At 68.9% G+C, this 16,668-nt stretch carries 15 protein-coding genes; 9 read left to right on the forward strand and 6 right to left on the reverse strand.

Features of this window, described 5'->3' with window-relative positions:
- Nucleotides 1–101: 101 nt before the first annotated feature.
- From ACWEOI_RS06905 to ACWEOI_RS06915, 3 genes are all read left to right on the forward strand, one after another.
- Nucleotides 102–503 carry a DUF4190 domain-containing protein gene (locus ACWEOI_RS06905; RefSeq protein ID WP_433669115.1) on the forward strand — a complete coding sequence of 134 codons (402 nt, stop codon included), beginning with the start codon at nucleotides 102–104 and terminating at the stop codon, nucleotides 501–503.
- Nucleotides 504–531: 28 nt separating this feature from the next.
- Nucleotides 532–1,215: a TrmH family RNA methyltransferase gene (locus ACWEOI_RS06910; protein ID WP_433669113.1), complete on the forward strand. Its 684-nt coding sequence runs from the start codon at nucleotides 532–534 to the stop codon at nucleotides 1,213–1,215.
- Nucleotides 1,216–1,279: 64 nt separating this feature from the next.
- Nucleotides 1,280–2,422 carry a glycoside hydrolase family 76 protein gene (locus tag ACWEOI_RS06915; protein ID WP_433669111.1) on the forward strand — a complete coding sequence of 381 codons (1,143 nt, stop codon included), beginning with the start codon at nucleotides 1,280–1,282 and terminating at the stop codon, nucleotides 2,420–2,422.
- 39 nt (nucleotides 2,423–2,461) lie between these two features.
- On the opposite strand, the gene ACWEOI_RS06920 is transcribed toward ACWEOI_RS06915, so the two are convergent.
- Together ACWEOI_RS06920 and ACWEOI_RS06925 are read right to left on the reverse strand one after the other, a co-directional pair.
- On the reverse strand, nucleotides 2,462–3,178 hold the full coding sequence (locus ACWEOI_RS06920) for a VTT domain-containing protein (RefSeq protein WP_433669109.1): 717 nt from the start codon (nucleotides 3,176–3,178) through the stop codon (nucleotides 2,462–2,464).
- Nucleotides 3,179–3,186: 8 nt separating this feature from the next.
- Complete coding sequence (locus tag ACWEOI_RS06925) at nucleotides 3,187–3,840, reverse strand: VTT domain-containing protein (RefSeq protein WP_433673510.1); 654 nt, start codon at nucleotides 3,838–3,840, stop codon at nucleotides 3,187–3,189.
- Between the two features lie 228 nt (nucleotides 3,841–4,068).
- Here ACWEOI_RS06925 and fbaA point away from each other — a divergent pair, with 228 nt between their 5' ends.
- From fbaA to ACWEOI_RS06940, 3 genes are all read left to right on the forward strand, one after another.
- A complete protein-coding gene (gene fbaA, locus ACWEOI_RS06930; protein WP_433669107.1) occupies nucleotides 4,069–5,106 on the forward strand; it encodes a class II fructose-bisphosphate aldolase in 1,038 nt (345 codons plus the stop codon).
- A 90-nt stretch (nucleotides 5,107–5,196) separates the two neighbouring features.
- A complete protein-coding gene (locus ACWEOI_RS06935) occupies nucleotides 5,197–6,315 on the forward strand; it encodes a BTAD domain-containing putative transcriptional regulator (protein ID WP_433669106.1) in 1,119 nt (372 codons plus the stop codon).
- Between the two features lie 65 nt (nucleotides 6,316–6,380).
- The gene (locus ACWEOI_RS06940; RefSeq protein ID WP_433669104.1) at nucleotides 6,381–7,847 is read left to right on the forward strand and encodes a DUF4185 domain-containing protein; all 1,467 of its coding nucleotides are present in this window, start codon (nucleotides 6,381–6,383) and stop codon (nucleotides 7,845–7,847) included.
- Between the two features lie 128 nt (nucleotides 7,848–7,975).
- Here the strand turns inward: ACWEOI_RS06940 and ACWEOI_RS06945 are convergent, their stop codons facing one another.
- Together ACWEOI_RS06945 and ACWEOI_RS06950 are read right to left on the reverse strand one after the other, a co-directional pair.
- A complete protein-coding gene (locus ACWEOI_RS06945; protein WP_452359131.1) occupies nucleotides 7,976–9,112 on the reverse strand; it encodes a fused (3R)-hydroxyacyl-ACP dehydratase subunits HadA/HadB in 1,137 nt (378 codons plus the stop codon).
- Between the two features lie 207 nt (nucleotides 9,113–9,319).
- Nucleotides 9,320–11,872 carry an Rv0361 family membrane protein gene (locus ACWEOI_RS06950; protein WP_452359132.1) on the reverse strand — a complete coding sequence of 851 codons (2,553 nt, stop codon included), beginning with the start codon at nucleotides 11,870–11,872 and terminating at the stop codon, nucleotides 9,320–9,322.
- Between the two features lie 83 nt (nucleotides 11,873–11,955).
- On the opposite strand from ACWEOI_RS06950, the gene ACWEOI_RS06955 reads away from it, so the two are divergent.
- Both ACWEOI_RS06955 and ACWEOI_RS06960 read left to right on the forward strand, forming a co-directional pair.
- A complete protein-coding gene (locus ACWEOI_RS06955) occupies nucleotides 11,956–12,399 on the forward strand; it encodes a DUF3151 domain-containing protein (RefSeq protein WP_379102430.1) in 444 nt (147 codons plus the stop codon).
- 1 nt (nucleotide 12,400) lies between these two features.
- A complete protein-coding gene (locus ACWEOI_RS06960) occupies nucleotides 12,401–13,552 on the forward strand; it encodes an FUSC family protein (protein ID WP_452359133.1) in 1,152 nt (383 codons plus the stop codon).
- A 1-nt stretch (nucleotide 13,553) separates the two neighbouring features.
- Here ACWEOI_RS06960 and ACWEOI_RS06965 read toward each other — a convergent pair whose 3' ends face one another.
- Entirely contained in the window at nucleotides 13,554–14,336 is a 783-nt protein-coding gene (locus ACWEOI_RS06965; RefSeq protein ID WP_433669097.1) for a site-2 protease family protein, read from the reverse strand.
- Nucleotides 14,337–14,396: 60 nt separating this feature from the next.
- The gene (locus ACWEOI_RS06970; protein WP_433669096.1) at nucleotides 14,397–15,056 is read right to left on the reverse strand and encodes a hypothetical protein; all 660 of its coding nucleotides are present in this window, start codon (nucleotides 15,054–15,056) and stop codon (nucleotides 14,397–14,399) included.
- A 276-nt stretch (nucleotides 15,057–15,332) separates the two neighbouring features.
- On the opposite strand from ACWEOI_RS06970, the gene ACWEOI_RS06975 reads away from it, so the two are divergent.
- Nucleotides 15,333–16,622 (forward strand): adenylosuccinate synthase, encoded by a 1,290-nt coding sequence (locus tag ACWEOI_RS06975; RefSeq protein ID WP_433669094.1) that lies wholly within the window; start codon nucleotides 15,333–15,335, stop codon nucleotides 16,620–16,622.
- Nucleotides 16,623–16,668: the final 46 nt, after the last annotated feature.

The following is a 16,668-nucleotide window of genomic DNA, read 5'->3' on the forward strand; positions in this document are numbered from 1 at the left end:
CCCAGTCTTCCACGCCCGGCAACCGCGCAGCGATGTTTCAAACCTTCGGTCACGGAAGCGCCCGCACCCGTTGTGGCGCACCACCACCTAGGCTTGCGCGCATGACCTACGACGCGCCCCCGCCGGGCTGGGATCCGCAGTCCCAGGGCCAGCAACCGGGCTACTACCAGCAGCCCGGTTATAACCCCGGCTACCAACCGCCGGTCCCCGGCTACTACCCGCCGGGCTATTACGGCGCGCCCGCCCCGGATCATCCGCAGGCGGTGGTGGTGCTGATCCTCGGCGTGATGAGCCTGGTGTTCTGCCAGCTGCTGGGTCCGGTGGCCTGGATCATGGGCGGCAAGGCCCGCCGCGAGATCCGCGACTCGAACGGTGCCATCGGCGGCGCCGGGATGGTGACGGCGGGCTGGATCTGCGGGATCATCGCCACCGCGCTGATCCTGCTGGTGATCCTGTTCGTCGTGTTCGCGATCATCGTGGGTGCGGTCGGGGCGTCCCAGTAGCGATTCGCCCGGCAACTACCATCGCCGGGTGAGTTCCACCCCGATCGCCGACGAATCCGAAGCCCCCGGTCCGACCGAGTGGGGCGAGCATCCGCACGGCGTCGGACCGTGGCGGGACGAGTTCGGCACCGAGCCGCCCGCCGATCCGCGCCTGGATCCGGAGCTGCTGGCGCACGGCGACCGCCGCAATGTGGTGGACGCGTACCGGTATTGGCGGCGCGAGGCGATCGTCGCCGACATCGACAGCCGCCGGCATCCGCTGCACGTGGCCATCGAGAACTTCGGCCACGACGCCAATATCGGCACCGTGGTGCGCACCGCCAACGCCTTCGCCGCGGCGGCCGTGCACATTGTCGGGCGCAAGCGCTGGAATCGGCGCGGCGCCATGGTCACCGACCGCTACCAGCACATTCGCCATCATCACGACACCGCCGAGCTGTTGGGTTTCGCGGCGGAGGCCGGGCTGAGCGTGGTCGCGGTCGACAATGTGCCCGGTGCGGTGCCGCTGGAAACGGTGCAGCTGCCGCGTGATTGCCTGCTGTTGTTCGGTCAGGAGGGGCCCGGGGTGACCGAGGCCGCGAAAGCGGGCGCGTTGCTGACCGTTTCGATCGCGCAGTTCGGTTCCACCCGCAGCATCAATGCCGGGGTGGCCGCGGGCATCGCCATGCACGCCTGGATTCGGCAGCACGCGGACCTCACTCGGGCGTGGTGAGGCGTACGACTCTCGGTAACAAATAAGCCACGAACACTCTTGTCCGATTGGCATTATTAGTCCCATGACATCGCGGACCGGACGCAATATCGAGCCGACGGCTGCCCTCTGGTCGCAGCGGGCCGATCTCGCCGAATCCGCGATTCTGTCCCGTCACCTGCGCAAACTCTGGGGCTGCCCGGGCACGCAGCTCGGGGTGGTGGGCTGGCCCGCCACCAAACGCGAGCGCACGTTCGCGTTCTGGCACTACTGGTGGCAGGCCCATCTGATCGACTGCGCGGTGGACGCCGCCAATCGCGCGCCGACCCCGGCGCGGCAGCGCCGGCTGTGGTCCATCGCGCACGGCATGCGGCTGCGCAATATCACCGGCTGGACCAACAACTACTACGACGACATGGCCTGGCTGACCATCTCGCTGGAACGGGCCGAGCGCACCCAGGGCGTGGAAGAGGTCCGGGGCGCCCTGTTGATTCTGGAGAAGACGCTGGTCAACGGGTTCGAGCCGGAGTTCGGCGCGGTGCCGTGGCGGAAGGGCTCGGATTTCTACAACGCTCCCGCCAACGGGCCGGTCGGGATTGCCATGGCGCGGCTGGGCCGCTACACCCGTGCCCAGGAACTGGCCGACTTCCTCGACGCGAAGCTGCGCGACCAGGAGACCGGTCTCATCTTCGACGGCATCCATCTACCGTCCGGCGAGGTGGAGAAGCCGGTCTACAGCTACTGCCAGGGCGTCACCCTCGGCCTCGAGACCGAACTCGCCGTGCACACCGGAGAACCCCGGCACGCCGACCGCGCGGTCCGGCTGATCGACGCCATCGACGAGCACCTGACCGAGAACGGCATCGTGGTCGGTGACGGCGGCGGCGACGGTGGCCTGTTCAACGGCATCCTCGTCCGCTACCTCGCGCTGGCCGCGCTCATGCTGCCCGGTGACGAACCCGACCGGGTGAACGCCCGCCGCAAGGCCGCCGCCATCGTCCGCGCCTGCGCGACCGCGGCCTGGGAGCACCGCCTCGATGTCGAGGGCGAACCGCTGTTCGGCGCGGACTGGCGGCAGCCCGCCCGGTTGCCCGGCATCGCGGGCGCGGGCGTCTTCGAGGGCGGTTCGGTGAGTGCGTCCAGCAGCCCGGAACGCGACCTGTCGGTACAACTCTCGGGCTGGAAACTGATGGAGGCCGCGCACACGGTGACGGCCGCCGGACTCTAGCGGCCGATCGAACCGGATCGGGCGTTGTACCGCCGGGAATCAGGCGTTGTGCTGCCGCGGGATCGGCACCGTCGCGGGTTCGTCGAGATCCACGTCGAAATCCTCGGCGGGCCGCGCCATTTCGGCCCGGTACTGCCGGACGCCGATCACGGTCCCCAGCACCAATCCGACGACCAGGGTCCCGATCACCGCGGGCATCAGCCAGGAGATGTCCTCGATGAAACTGCCGGCGTAATAGCTGGCCAGCAGGATCACCGGCGCCCAGATCACCGCCCCGATCGACGAGGCGATGGTGTACTTGCGGTGATCCATCCCCGCCGCGCCCGCGACCAGCGGGCACAGCGTGCGCACCCACGGGATCCAGCGGGCCACCAGCACCGCCAGGAATCCGTGCTTGTGCAGCAGTTCCGAGACCCGCGCCAGATTGCGGGTGTTGATGTACTTGCCGTTCTTGCGCGCGACCAGGTGATGCCCGGTGCGCTGCCCGAACACGTATCCGACCTGATTGCCCGCGATGGCCGCGATCATGGTGCCCACCGACAGCGCCCACACGTGGCCCTCGCCATTGACCTGGGAGGCCAGCACCACGCCCGCGGTGATGAGCATGGAGTCACCGGGCAGGAACAGCCCGATGATGAGTGCGCACTCCAGGAACACGAACGTGAGGACGATGGTCCACACGAGCACCGGTCCGGCCGTCTCGAGCGGTCCGAACCCGCCGGAGGCGAGGGTCGTCGTTAGCGGGGTGGTCGGCACCGAATGGCTCAGCGGGTCGACTCGTTCGACGAGGTGGCGTACTCGGCCTGCTCCGGGTGCTGACCGCGGTGCAGCAGGTTCTTACCGACCGCGATGATGCCCGGGAGAATGGACACGAACACGATCAGCAGGAAGATCGCCTCGACGTTCTTGCGAATGAATTCGACATTGCCCAGGAAGTACCCGAGCACGGTCACGCCGCCGCCCCAGAGGACCGCGCCGATGATGTCGACGGTCGCGAACTTGCGGTAGTCCATCTTCGAGACGCCGGCCAGCACCGGCATGAAGGTGCGCACGATGGGCACGAAGCGGGCCAGGACGATGGTCTTGGGGCCGTGCTTCTCGAAGAAGGCGTGCGTCTCGGTGATGTAGCGCTGCTTGAAGAAGCGGGTGTCCTCCTTCTTGAACAGCGCCGGGCCGATGGTCCGCCCGATCCAATAGCCGCTCTGATCGCCCAGCCAGGCCACGAACGCGGTGGCCGGAACCAGCCACCAGATGTTCATGCCGGCCGGCGGGTGCGCCGAGGCAGCCAGCAGACCGCCAGTGAACAGCAGCGAGTCGCCGGGGAGGATGGGGAACAGCAGGCCGGTCTCGATGAAGACGATGGCCAAGATCGCCGGGAGCACCGCGTGGGACAACCACGTCTCCGTGAGGAGGTGCATGGGGTCCAAGATCGCGGGCAGCGCGGCGTTGGTCGTCACGGCATCGGATACGGCCAGCAAGGTCACGGCCACCACAGTACCGGTACCCCGGACATCACACCGAACGTCGAAGCAACCTCACAAAGTTGTCGAGTATCCGAGGCCCCGGGCCGTGGAAAACGACGCTCCCCTATGGTGTGGGCTGACAGAATTTTGTTGTATCGCAGCACACACCCCACGGAGGTCCACGTGCCCATCGCGACTCCGGAGATCTACGCCGAGATGATTGCTCGGGCCAAGCAGAACTCCTTCGCGTTCCCCGCCATCAACTGCACGTCCTCGGAGACGATCAACGCGGCCATCAAGGGCTTCGCGGACGCCGGTTCCGACGGCATCATCCAGTTCTCCACCGGTGGTGCGGAATTCGGTTCCGGCCTGGGCGTGAAGGACATGGTCACCGGCGCGGTCGCGCTCGCGGAGTTCGCGAACGTGGTGGCGGCCAAGTACGACGTCACCATCGCGCTGCACACCGACCACTGCCCGAAGGACAAGCTGGACACCTTCGTGCGCCCGCTGCTGGCCATCTCGGCCGAGCGCGTGAAGAACGGCCTGAACCCGCTGTTCCAGTCGCACATGTGGGACGGTTCCGCGATCCCGATCGACGAGAACCTCGAGATCGCCAAGGAACTGCTGAAGCAGGCGCACGCCGCCAACATCATCCTCGAGGTCGAGATCGGCGTCGTCGGTGGTGAAGAGGACGGTGTCGAGGCCGAGATCAACGAGAAGCTGTACACCTCGCCCGAGGACTTCGAGAAGACCATCGACGCGCTCGGCGCCGGCGAGAACGGCCAGTACCTGCTGGCCGCGACCTTCGGCAACGTGCACGGCGTCTACAAGCCGGGCAATGTGGTGCTGAAGCCCGAGGTGCTGGCCGAGGGCCAGCGCGTGGCCGCCGCCAAGCTGGGCCTGGGCGCGGACGCGCAGCCGTTCGACTTCGTCTTCCACGGCGGTTCGGGCTCGCTGAAGTCGGAGATCGAGGACTCGCTGCGCTTCGGTGTGGTGAAGATGAACGTCGACACCGACACCCAGTACGCCTTCACCCGTCCGGTCGCCGGCCACATGTTCGGCAACTACGACGGCGTCCTGAAGATCGATGGCGAGGTCGGCAACAAGAAGGTCTACGACCCGCGCAGCTACCTCAAGAAGGCCGAGACCTCGATGGCCGCGCGCGTCCTCGAGGCCTGCAACGACCTGAACTCGGCGGGACGCTCGATCAGCGCCAAGTAAGCTCAACGCTCGGGATTCCGCGCAGCGCAGCGGAATCCCGGGCAATTTTCGAGCGGCGGGCGCGCCGCGGTCTCTATCGAGGCAGGTGGCATGACTGTCGATGTACGGGTCCTGGGCCCCGTGCAGCTGTTGGTCGCCGGCCGGTCCATACCGGTCGGCGGTCCCAAGCCCCGCGCACTGCTGGCGGCACTGGCCGTGAATCGGCGGCGTGCGGTGTCCTCCCAGGCCCTGGCCGACATCGTCTGGAACGATGATCCGCCGGACTCCTATCAGGCCAGTCTCCAGGTGTTCGTCTCGAACATCCGTAAGACGCTGCGCACCGCCGGGATCGACCCGGTGGCGTTGCTGCGCACCGAATCCTCCGGCTACCGCCTCGAAATCGAGGACGGCGAGTGCGATCTCGGGCGTTTCGAGACGCTGCGCCGCGAAGGCTCCGAGGCCGCCGCGATCGGCGATCCTGCCTCCGCGTCCCGGCTCTTCGGCGAGGCCCTCGCCGAATGGAGCGGGCGGGCGCTCGACGATCTGTCGGGTCTCGGTTTCGCGGAGAGCTTCGCGACCGCCATGGACGAGGAGCGGCTGCTGGTCGCCTCCGCCCGCATCGACTCCGAAATCGCCCTGGGCCGTGCGTCTTCCGTGGTCGGCGAACTGGTGTCGATGACCAACGCCCATCCGCTGCGGGAACCGTTGTGGGCGCAGCTCATCACCGCGCTGTACCTGTCCGGCCGTCAGGCCGACGCGCTCGACGCCTGCCGCCGGGTGCGGACCGTGCTCGCCGACGAGCTCGGCATCGATCCGGGGCCCGCGCTGATCGCGCTGGAACAGAAGGTGCTGCGCCAGGAACCGTTGAGCACCGGGCAGATTCACGAGGTCGAGCGGATGGCCAAGGCCATGACCGAGACCGTCACCGAGATGCCGCGCGCGGTGCGCGCCGGGCAGCTGCGCCTGGCCGACGGACGCGTGGTGCCGATCGGCGCCAACGGCGTGAAGATCGGTCGCATGACCGACAACGATCTGGTGCTCGATGATCCGAAGGCCAGCCGGTACCACGCGCAGATCACGCCCAGCCGGGCCGGGCTGCTGATCAAGGATCTGCACTCCGCCAACGGGATCTACATCAACGAGCAGACCATCGAGTCGGCCGCGGTGCTCGCCGACGGCGATGTCATCCGGATCGGCACGACCGCGATCACCTTCCAGGCCCTACGCTGACCTTTGGGGTAGGGTCCTTGCCCGGATGATGTCCGGATGACCCTAATGTCGAGAGGGTTGAACGCATGGCCAAGCGGCTCGTGGCGGCTGCGGGAGCGGTGATCTTCGGGGCGGGAGTACTGGTCGGTATGGGCCGGCCGGTGGCGTCGGCGGATTCGGAAACCGGTGCGACACCGGCGGTTCCGGGTATCGGCGCCTGCGCGACCGACCCCAGACCCGTACACGAGTCGGTGGTGCCCAAGACCGTCGAGGTGCCGATGGCCTATCCGGTCGTCACGGTCGACACCGGGCCGCTGCCGGAGAACACCAAGCGCGTGCGGATGGAACTGCCGCCGGACCCGTGCGTGAACCCGTGCCCGGACCTCACCGACACACCCGCCGCGCCACCGGGACTCGCCGAACAACTCGGCATCCCGAAACTCATCGTGCGGCCGCAGCCGTTCAATTTCGCACTGCCCAACCCGAATCCGCCCGCGCTGCCGCCCGGCCCCGAACCCGCGCACCCGTCCAGCGAGCCCGCCGAGCGCACCCCCGCCCGGCCCACGCCGCAGGTCTCCGACGTGCGCGAGGTGTCGAAACTGACCGGCGCGAACTCGATCAACCGCACCGACAAACGCTGGCAGGTGCAGGGCACCGACCTCGGCATCATGTGGCAGAGCGCGCCCGACGAGATCGCCATCGCCTTCGGCGACACCGTCGGCCGGGACTTCCATCCGCCCGGCGGCATGGGCGAGGACTGGCGCTCGAACCTGCTGGCGTTCAGCAAGAATCGCGATCTCGCCAACGGCGTCGTCTTCGACCGCATGGTCACCGACGACCGCTGCCACGCCTCGGAACTGCTGAGCAGCCGCAAGCTGGACAATATCGAGATCACCACCATCCCCACCTCGGGGTTCGCGCTCGGTGACCGGCAGTACATGAGCTACATGTCGATCCGCACCTGGAACAGCCTGCCCGGCAGCTGGTTCACCAACTACGGCGGGCTCGCCTACTCCGACGACCACGGCGAACACTGGACCAAGGACCCGTACGCCAAGTGGGAGAACATCTTCGGCGTCTCCAGCTTCCAGGTCGCGTCCATGGTGCCGCAGGGCGACTGGGTGTACATGTTCGGCATCCCCAACACCCGGTTGGGTGGGGTCGGGCTGGCGCGGGTGCCCAAGGAGCAGGTGCTCAACCCGACCGCTTACCAGTACTGGCAGAACGGCTCCTGGGGTCCCGCGGTGAACGGAAACGTCAGCGCCACACCGATCGTCGACGCGCCCGCGGGGGAACTGTCGGTCCGCTACGACGAGAACCGCGGGGTGTGGCAGATGAGCTACCTCGACACCGCGAAGGCGGCTCTGGTTGTGCGGGAATCGGATTCACCGCAGGGCGCGTGGTCCGACAGCGCGGTCACGGTCAGCGCGCTGCAATTCCCGGAGCTGTACGGCGGATTCATCCACCCCTGGTCGACCGGTGACGACCTGTACTTCACCATGTCGACCTGGAACGACTACAACGTCTACCTGATGCACGCCACGCTGAACTGATCACTGCAGCCTGTAAATCGTTCTCGCACGCGGCAACTGGTTTCGTTGCGGCCGGGGTAACTCCAGGGGTACGACCGAAATTGGTTCGGCACCTGACCGCCGGCCGCATGCGAGACGGTCGACGGCTCTCAGCCGTGCGCTGAAGTTTCGGGGAGGCGGGACAGCCGGACTTCGGCGATGGCGCGGCCGAAGAGCTTCTTGCCTTCCGAGGTCGCGCCCAGCACGACGGTCGCCGCACCGGTGGCCGTGTCCACCGACTTCACCTTGCCGGTGAACTCGACGAAGGTCGGGGCGGTCGGCTCCACCGGCACGAAACCGGAGAAGCGGACGCTGAACTTGCCCAGCGCCGACGGGTCGCCCAGCCAGTCCACCAGGTAGCCGGCGGTCAGGCCCATGGTGAGCATGCCGTGCGCGACGACGGTGGGCAGACCGACCAGGGTGGCGGCGGTGTCGCTGAAGTGGATCGGGTTCGGGTCGCCGGAGACGCCCGCGTAGTTGACCAGGTCGCCCCGGGTGACCGGCACCTTCGCGGCGGGCAGTTCGGTGCCCGCGGCCACGCCCGCGGCGGTCGGGACGGTATTGACCGGCAGCGGCGCGGCGGGGGCGGCCGGCTCGGCCACCTCCTCCGGGGCCAGCAGGATCAGGCCGTTCGGGTCGGTGTCGAACTGTCCGGGCTCGACGACATGGCCGTGCATGACCACGCCCGACACGGTCTCGACCGCGACCGGGTCGATCTCGACGCCCTTGCGGGCCACGATGGTGGTGGTGGCGACCAGCACCGGCCGCACGTCGGCATCGGTCAGGGTGACCTTGACGGTGATGAAGTCGTTGTCGCCGAAGCCGCGGATGTTCTCCACCACCACGTCCACGCCCAGCCGGTCCCCGGCCAGGATCGGGCGGTGGTACTCGAAGACCTGGTCGGTCTGGAGGATCTGCGAGACGTCGTACTCGGTGAGCACCGAGCCGATCAGCGAGCGGGTGGTGGCCGCGCCGATCACCGAGGCAAAGGTCGGCGAGGCCAGCAGGCCGCCGTAACCGAGTTCGGCGGCAACGGTCTCGCGGTGGTGGGCGGCGTGGTCGTTGCGCACGGCGCGGGCGAATTCGCGGATCTTCTCGCGGCCCACGTCGTAGTGATCGCGCACCCGGAAGTGACGGCCGACCAGTTCGGCGGCGGTGGCCTTGGCCGACTCCACGATGGTCTCCGCTGCCAGCGCCGCCAGGGTCTCTGCCGTATCCGGCACGATGTGCTCAGCCGTATCCGGCATCCGTACTCAGCTCCTGCATTCGTAACTTTATGGACGGTGTACAACACCGCTGAAGTGCCGGAATGCCGAAATGGTCAGCCCAGACAACCCAGACACCCTACCGACGTGCAGGTCTATTGACCAGGTGTATGTGATGTTCATCGCGAGCACGGGCGAGAACGTGTCAGGCCATTTCGCCGAAGCTGTGGATACCGGTATTCGCCCCGGTCAGTTCGCGTTCTTGGGCTCGCACACCTTCCACGAACCACCCTCGTTGCGCAGGTCGAAGGTCCGCGAGGAGAACTTCGCCGGATCCGCCTCGGTGAACACCGTCGCCTGGGCCAGCGCGGCATCACCGGTGATCTGGATGGCGTCCACGCTCTTCACCTGCGGGATGCTCTTCTGCTCCTTGGAGGTCTTGTACACGCTCGCGAACTGGTCGGCCGAGATCTTCTGATAGAAGTCGTGCTGCGCACCGCAGGTCACCGCCCGCAGCGTGTCCAGGTTCCCGCTGCCCAGAGCATCGGTGTAGGACGTGATCGTCTGCTGCACCAGCGCTTCCGGCGAATTGTCGTCATTGTGCTTCTTCACGCCGATCACCACACCGACGATCGCCACCACCGCGACCACCGCCGCGGCCACGCCGATCCACAACTTCTTCGACCCGCCACCGGACTTCGCGGCGCCGTCGACCGGCTCGGCCGCCGGAACCCGCTGCGGCTGCGCCAGCCCGCCGATCCCGGGCACGCCCTGCGATCCGCCGATACCGGGCTGCGGCGCACCGAGACCCGGGCCGCCGGGGCCCTGCGGAGCACCCGAACCCGGCTGCCCCTGCGGAGCATTCGGCCCGTGGGGAGCGGTCGGTCCCTGCGGACCCGGGCCCTGCGGAGCGTTCGGCCCCTTCAGCGCATTGGGTCCCTGCGGCCCGCCCGGTCCCTGCGGACCCTGGGGCGCGTTCGGGCCCTGCGGTCCGCGCGGACCCTGCGGCGCACCCGCCCCGACCCGCTGCGGCGACGCGATCCGCGGCCCGCCGATCGGCTGGCCCGGCATGGTCGCCTGGGTGTCCGCCGGAGACGGCGCGGTCGCGGGACGACGCGGGCCCATCGGAGGAGCCATCGGCGGCCGCGGCGGCGACGGCCGCGTCTCCTCGACGGGCGCGTCCGGAGCGTTCCCCTTCGGGCCGATATTCCGGGGACCCGCGTTCACCCGCGGCGTCTGCGGCGGCTTGCTGACCGCCCGACCCTGCGGCCCCGACACCCGGATCTTCTCGGTCCCGGCCTCACCGGATACCACCGGCAGTGCCGTCGTGGCGTCATCCGCCGGATTCGGGACCCGCTTGATCACGACGGTCGCGGCGTCCCCGGAGCCCTCGTCCCCGGAGCCTTTGCCCCCGGACTCGCCGTCCTTCGCATCGGCCGGGGTCTTGGAATCACCGGTACCGCCGGACTTCTCATCGGCCGCGGCGCTGTCGCCCGACTTCTCGTCGTCATCGGCCGAAGCGGCGGGCATCCCCTGCGTCGGAACATCTTTCGGCGCAGCCTTCTCCGACGTTCCGCCCTGACCGGCAGCGTCGCTCGAGGCCGCAGCAGCCGCGCCCGTCGCCCCGACGGCAGCGCCGCCCGCGACGGTCTTCCCGGAATCGCCGGAGCCGGATTGCCCCTGCTCACCGGGCTTCCCGGTTCCGGGACCACTCGCAACCTGTCCGGGCCGCTGAATCTTGATCATCTGCGTGGTGGCATCGGCCTGCGCGTCGGCCGTCTGCGCGCCTTCGCCCGCCTTATCGCCGGCGGGCCGCTGAATCGGAATGAACTGGGTCGGAGCGTCATCGGCGGGCGACGGCGCTCCCGGCCCCTGCCCACGTCCGGCCGGCTGCTCGCCCGCGTCGGATTGTCCAGCGCCGCTGGGCTTTCCACCGCCCGCGGGCTGCGCGGCGGACGCCGCGGAACCCTGCCGTTCCGGGGACTCGGCAGCCGGGGACTGTCCACCCGGTCTGGATTGCGCGCCCTCCGAGGGGCGTCCACCCGCGGCGTTCCCGGAACCGGGTGCGGCAGCGCCGGATTGCGCGGACGCACCCGGCTGTACGCCCGACCCGCCGGGCGAGGGCTGCCCGCTCGGCGTGCTCTGCGGCTTGAACTCACCCGAGCCCTGACGCGCGGCCGACGGCTGTCCGCCGGGCCCACCCTGCGCTCCGGCAGGCGTTCCCTGTAGTCCGCCGGGCGTGCCTTGCGACCCGCCAGGCCCGCCCTGCGGTCCGGCAGGCGTGCCTTGCGGTCCGGCAGGCGTGCCTTGCGGTCCGGCAGGCGTGCCCTGTTGTCCAGCCGACGTGCCCTGCGGTCCAGCCGACGTGCCCTGCGGTCCGGCGGGCGGCTGTACTCGGCCCGCGCCCGCCTTGTCGGCGGGGGACTGACCGCGGTTCGCCGGGGGCTGGACGCGGTTCGCGCCCGGAGTGCCTGCGGGCTTGGAGGTTTCGTAGTGGATGGTGGCGAAACCGGCGGGGCCGGACTTGGCCTGCGGGGTCTTGGGGGCGTCGGGTCGAGGTGCGCCGGTGCGGATTTCCTCGGTCCGTGCGTTGGGGGAGGGGATGGCTTCGGTGGCGGCGGTCGGGGGTGCGGCGTCGGCGGTCGCCGGCGTGCTCGTGCCGTTCGCGGCCTCCGGAGCGGACTGGTCGGCCGGGTTCGCCGGGCGTGCGGGGGTGGCGCTGGTGTCCGTGTCGCCTGCGGCGGGACCCGATGCCTGGTTGGCAGGGCCCTGCTGCTGTTGGTCGTCTTTCGGGTCGGACACGCGCTGCACCCCTCGGATCGGCGGAACTGTGATTCGAAGGTCAGCCTACTGAGCATTCCGGGTACCGGTGCAGAATGATCGGCATGACCTCCTTCGGCGATCTGCTCGGACCGCAGCCGGTCCTCCTTCCGGAAAACATCGACGCGGAGGACGCGCTGCTCCAGAAACAGGACCCGGTGCTGGTCGCCGCGGCCCACCCGACCGCCTCCATCGCCTGGGCCCACCTGGCCGAGGCCGCCCTGGAGCGGGGCGCCGCCGCCGACGGCGACGTCAACCTCGACATCATCTCCGCCTACGCGTTCGCGCGCACCGGCTACCACCGCGGCCTGGACCTGTTGCGCCGCAACGGCTGGAAGGGCTTCGGCCCGGTGCCGTGGAGCCACGAGCCCAACCAGGGCTTCCTGCGCAGCGTGGGCGCGCTCGCCAAGGCCGCCCGGGCCATCGGCGAGACCGACGAGTACGCGCGCTGCCTGGACCTGCTCGAGGACTGCGACCCGCGGGCCGCCGCCGAGCTCGGCCTCGACTGAATTGAGCGGTGGCCTAGGCGAAACCATCGACGCCGCCCGCGAGAGCGGCGTCACCCGCGTGCGCAAGGCCGCCGGACGGGTCCACTCGTCGTTGCTGCCGATCGTGCAGTGCGCCATCGGCGCGGGCGTGGCCTGGTTCATCGCCCACAACGTGATCGGGCACGAACACCCGTTCTTCGCGCCGATGGCGGCCATGATCTCCATCGGCGTCTCGTTCGGGGCCCGGTTACGCCGCTCGATCGAGCTCATCGTGGGCGTGGCCGTCGGCATCGGCATCGGGGACCTGTTCGTGTCCCGGGTCGGCACCGGCGGCTGGCAGATCATGCTGCTGGTGGTGCTGGCCATGTGCACCGCCGTCTTCCTCGACGGCGGTCCGGTCATCACCATGCAGGCGGCCAGCTCCGCGGTACTGGTGGCGACCCTCTACCCGCCCGGCCAGGGCGGCGCGTCCCTGCGCATGATCGACGCCCTGGTGGGCGGACTGGTCGGCATCGTGGTGGTGGCGGCCATTCCGCTGCACCCGGTCCGCCGCGCCCGCGAGCAGGCGGCCGGAATCCTGGAGGTGATGGGCGCCGCCCTCACCGAATGCGCGGACGGCCTGCTCGAACACGATGCCGCCAAGATCAAGGCGGCCCTGGAGGCGGTGCGCGGCACACAGGGCGCGATCGACTCGCTGCGCAACACCCTCGAAGGCAGTCAGGAGATCATTCGAATCTCCCCGCTGTACTGGAACTCTCGCGCTCGCCTGAGCCGGTTGCGCGACGCCGCCGACCCGCTCGACAACGCGGTCCGCAATACCCGTGTGCTGCTGCGCCGCGCCCTCACCTCGGTCCGCGACGACGAGGTGCTCGACCCGGGCCTCATCGTGGAGGTCGAGAAGCTCGGTCAGGCGGTGGACGTGGTGCGGCGCATGATGCTCGCCGACCCGGATGAGAAGCCCGATCCCGCCGAGGCGACCCGCGTGCTCCGGTCGGTCGGCAAGGGCGCGACCAAGGATCTGGTCAACGGGGCGGGGCTGTCCGCGCACGTGGTGTTCGCCCAATTGCGGTCCATCGTGGTGGATCTCATGCAGGTGTGCGGGGTGCGGCGGTTGTCGGCCATGGCGCTGCTGCCCCCGACCGTCGCGCACCCCTACATCACGCCGATCGACTGACTCAGAGCCAGAAGCGCGTCAACCGGCTGCCCATCGACCACCACCCGCCCGGCAGCCCGGACAGCTCGAACAGCGCGTTCACCCCGTCGAAGAACAATCGGTTCACCTGCGGAGTGAACAGCAGCGCGAACAGGATCAGCAGGCCGTAGGGCTTGATCTGATCCAGTGACCGCCGGGTCTGATAGCTCAGCGACGGCTCCAGGATCCCGTACCCGTCGGTGCCGGGAATCGGCAGCAGATTCAGGACGGTCGCCGAAATCTGGAGGAAGGCAAGGAAGCTCAGCCCGAACCAGAACGCGGCGTTCGAATACACACTGCCCCACAGCGACACGATCACCAGCAGCACCACCGCGCACAGCGCGTTCACCGCGGGCCCCGCGCCACTGATCATTCGCTGCGTGCGTGGACTGAAATTGTGCGAGTGCACGTACACCGCGCCACCCGGCAGCGCGAACCCGCCGAGTGCGATGAACACCACCGGCAATCCGATCGACAGCAGCGGATGGCTGTATTTGAGCGGGTTCAGCGTGAGATATCCGCGCATCTCCACTTCCCGGTCCCCGGCCCGCCACGCCACGAACGCGTGCGCGAACTCGTGCAGGCAGACCGTCACGATCCACCCGGCCACCACCAGGATGAACACTCCGAATTGGGCTCGGCGCGAATCGAGGTCGGCGTTCCAGGCGAGCACCCCGCCCAGTACCGCGACCGCCACCACCGCCAGGAATACGGGGCTGGGCCGGACCGCCCCGGAGGCTCGTCTCACCGCGCGCGTGTCATCCACCTGTCACTCCCAACTGGCCCGGCCTCGTGTCGCTGTGCCGACACCCATTCTGGAGGTGAATCAGCGAACCAGCAGCCAAGGCTCGTGGTGTCGATAGAACGTGGAGCGCTTCACCACCCGGTCGGCGGTGATCCCGTCGCGGGTGACCAGCGCGCCCGGCGTGCCGAGCTGCATGGCCCGTCCGGCGACCCAGCGCTTCTTGCGCAGTCCGCGGTGCACGGTGGCGTGCAGGCCCGGCATCTCCAGCATGGGCGAAACATGCAGGGCCGCGACCTTTCCGGTGAACAACCGGGTGTCGTCGACGTAGGCCTCGCCCTCGAGTTTCGCCCCGGCCTCGCCGACGATGGTGGCGCGGCCGATGAGCACCTTGCCGGTGTCGTCGCGGATCAGCGGGGTCTCCACGGCCCGGCCCTCGAGCGCGCGCTTGGCGGCGGCGGACCCGGTGCCGGTCTCGTAGGCGCGGGAGCCGTAGGTGCGGTCGATGGGCACGTAGCCGATCTCGACGCCGAGGCGTTCGGTGCGCATGAGGTGGGTGAGCACGGCGGCCAGTCCGGCGTCCTCACCGAGCACGATGAGGCGCGGCAGACTGTCCGCGGCCATCACCGGCAGCAGCTCGTCCAGGGTCCCGGTGTCGGGAATGGCGGCGGTCTGCGTGAGGGACAGAGAAGCGAGCGCGATGGGAACGGGTGCGCCGTCGCAGCGGAGAACATGGGTACTCAACTGCCGAACACCCTCCTCTGGCCTGCCAACACCTATCCGCCTCGCTGCGTCCCGATGGAACCCCCTGCCGGTCCCTCTCCCCGTGCCACCATAGCCCTGTCTCATTTGCCCTGCTGTCCTCAGTGCGCATCCGTTATGTCTGGTTCACTCGGAGCCGGGGCATGCACCTGGACGTATGTGGTCATCCAGTAAAGTGTGCCCACGGCCACCGCCTTCTGATGGCGGGTGGCTGCAGCAACATGGGTGCTGCGCGTCGAACCCGTAGGAGACACTCGCATGCCGGCAATCGTGCTGATCGGCGCCCAGTGGGGCGACGAAGGCAAGGGCAAAGCCACCGATCTGCTCGGTGACCGGGTCCAGTGGGTAGTTCGATACCAGGGCGGCAACAACGCGGGGCACACCGTGGTGCTGCCGAACGGTGAGAGCTTCGCGCTGCACCTGATCCCGTCCGGCATTCTCACCCCCGATGTGACCAACGTCATCGGCAATGGCGTGGTCGTGGATCCGGGCGTGCTGCTGGCCGAACTCGCCGGTCTGGAAGAGCGCGGCGTGGACACCTCCCGCCTGCTGCTCTCGGCCGACGCGCACCTGATCATGCCGTACCACGTGGCCATCGATAAGGTCACCGAACGCTTCCTCGGCAACAAGAAGATTGGCACCACCGGCCGCGGTATCGGCCCCTGCTACCAGGACAAGGTCGCCCGCGTCGGCGTCCGCGTGGCCGACGTGCTGGACGAGAAGATCCTCACCCAGAAGGTCGAGGCCGCACTGGAATTCAAGAACCAGGTGCTGGTCAAGATCTACAACCGCCGCGCGCTGGACCCGCAGCAGGTGGTTGACGAGGTGCTGGAGAAGGCCGAGGGCTTCAAGCACCGCATCGCCGACTCGCGCCTGCTGCTCAACGAGGCGCTGGAGCGCGACGAGATCGTGCTGCTGGAGGGCTCGCAGGGCACCCTGCTCGACGTCGACCACGGCACCTACCCGTACGTCACCTCGTCCAACCCGACCGCGGGCGGCGCGGCCGTGGGCGCGGGCGTCGGCCCCAACAAGATCACCACGGTGCTCGGCATCCTGAAGGCCTACACCACCCGCGTCGGCTCCGGCCCGTTCCCGACCGAACTCTTCGACGAGTCCGGCACCTACCTGGCCAAGACCGGCGGCGAGGTCGGCGTCACCACCGGCCGCGCCCGCCGCACCGGCTGGTTCGACGCCGTGATCGCCCGCTACGCCACCCGCGTCAACGGCATCACCGACTACTTCCTCACCAAGCTGGACGTGCTCTCCAGCCTGGACACCGTCCCGATCTGCGTCGCGTACGAGATCGACGGCGAGCGCGTCGAGCAGATGCCCACCACCCAGACCGACTTCCACCACGCCAGGCCCATCTACGAGGAGATGCCCGGCTGGTGGGAGGACATCTCCGGCTGCCGCACCTTCGAGGAGCTCCCGGCCAACGCCCAGGCGTACGTGAAGCGCCTGGAAGAGCTGTCCGGCGCGCGGGTCTCGTGCATCGGCGTCGGGCCGGGCCGGGATCAGACGATCGTGCGCCACGACATCCTGGGCTGACACCGACATCCTGGGCTGACACGCCCGAGCTGAAAAGCAATTTCGC

Source organism: Nocardia sp. NPDC004340 (genome assembly GCF_053602575.1).

Bases quoted from the DNA above. Each gene is read 5' to 3' on its own strand.
- ACWEOI_RS06915 (WP_433669111.1), top strand. From the start codon at position 1,280: ATGACATCGCGGACCGGACGCAATATCGAGCCGACGGCTGCCCTCTGG.
- ACWEOI_RS06935 (WP_433669106.1), top strand. From the start codon at position 5,197: ATGACTGTCGATGTACGGGTCCTGGGCCCCGTGCAGCTGTTGGTCGCC.
- ACWEOI_RS06940 (WP_433669104.1), top strand. From the start codon at position 6,381: ATGGCCAAGCGGCTCGTGGCGGCTGCGGGAGCGGTGATCTTCGGGGCG.
- ACWEOI_RS06905 (WP_433669115.1), top strand. From the start codon at position 102: ATGACCTACGACGCGCCCCCGCCGGGCTGGGATCCGCAGTCCCAGGGC.
- ACWEOI_RS06955 (WP_379102430.1), top strand. From the start codon at position 11,956: ATGACCTCCTTCGGCGATCTGCTCGGACCGCAGCCGGTCCTCCTTCCG.
- ACWEOI_RS06975 (WP_433669094.1), top strand. From the start codon at position 15,333: ATGCCGGCAATCGTGCTGATCGGCGCCCAGTGGGGCGACGAAGGCAAG.
- ACWEOI_RS06925 (WP_433673510.1), bottom strand. From the start codon at position 3,840: ATGCACCTCCTCACGGAGACGTGGTTGTCCCACGCGGTGCTCCCGGCG.
- ACWEOI_RS06945 (WP_452359131.1), bottom strand. From the start codon at position 9,112: ATGCCGGATACGGCTGAGCACATCGTGCCGGATACGGCAGAGACCCTG.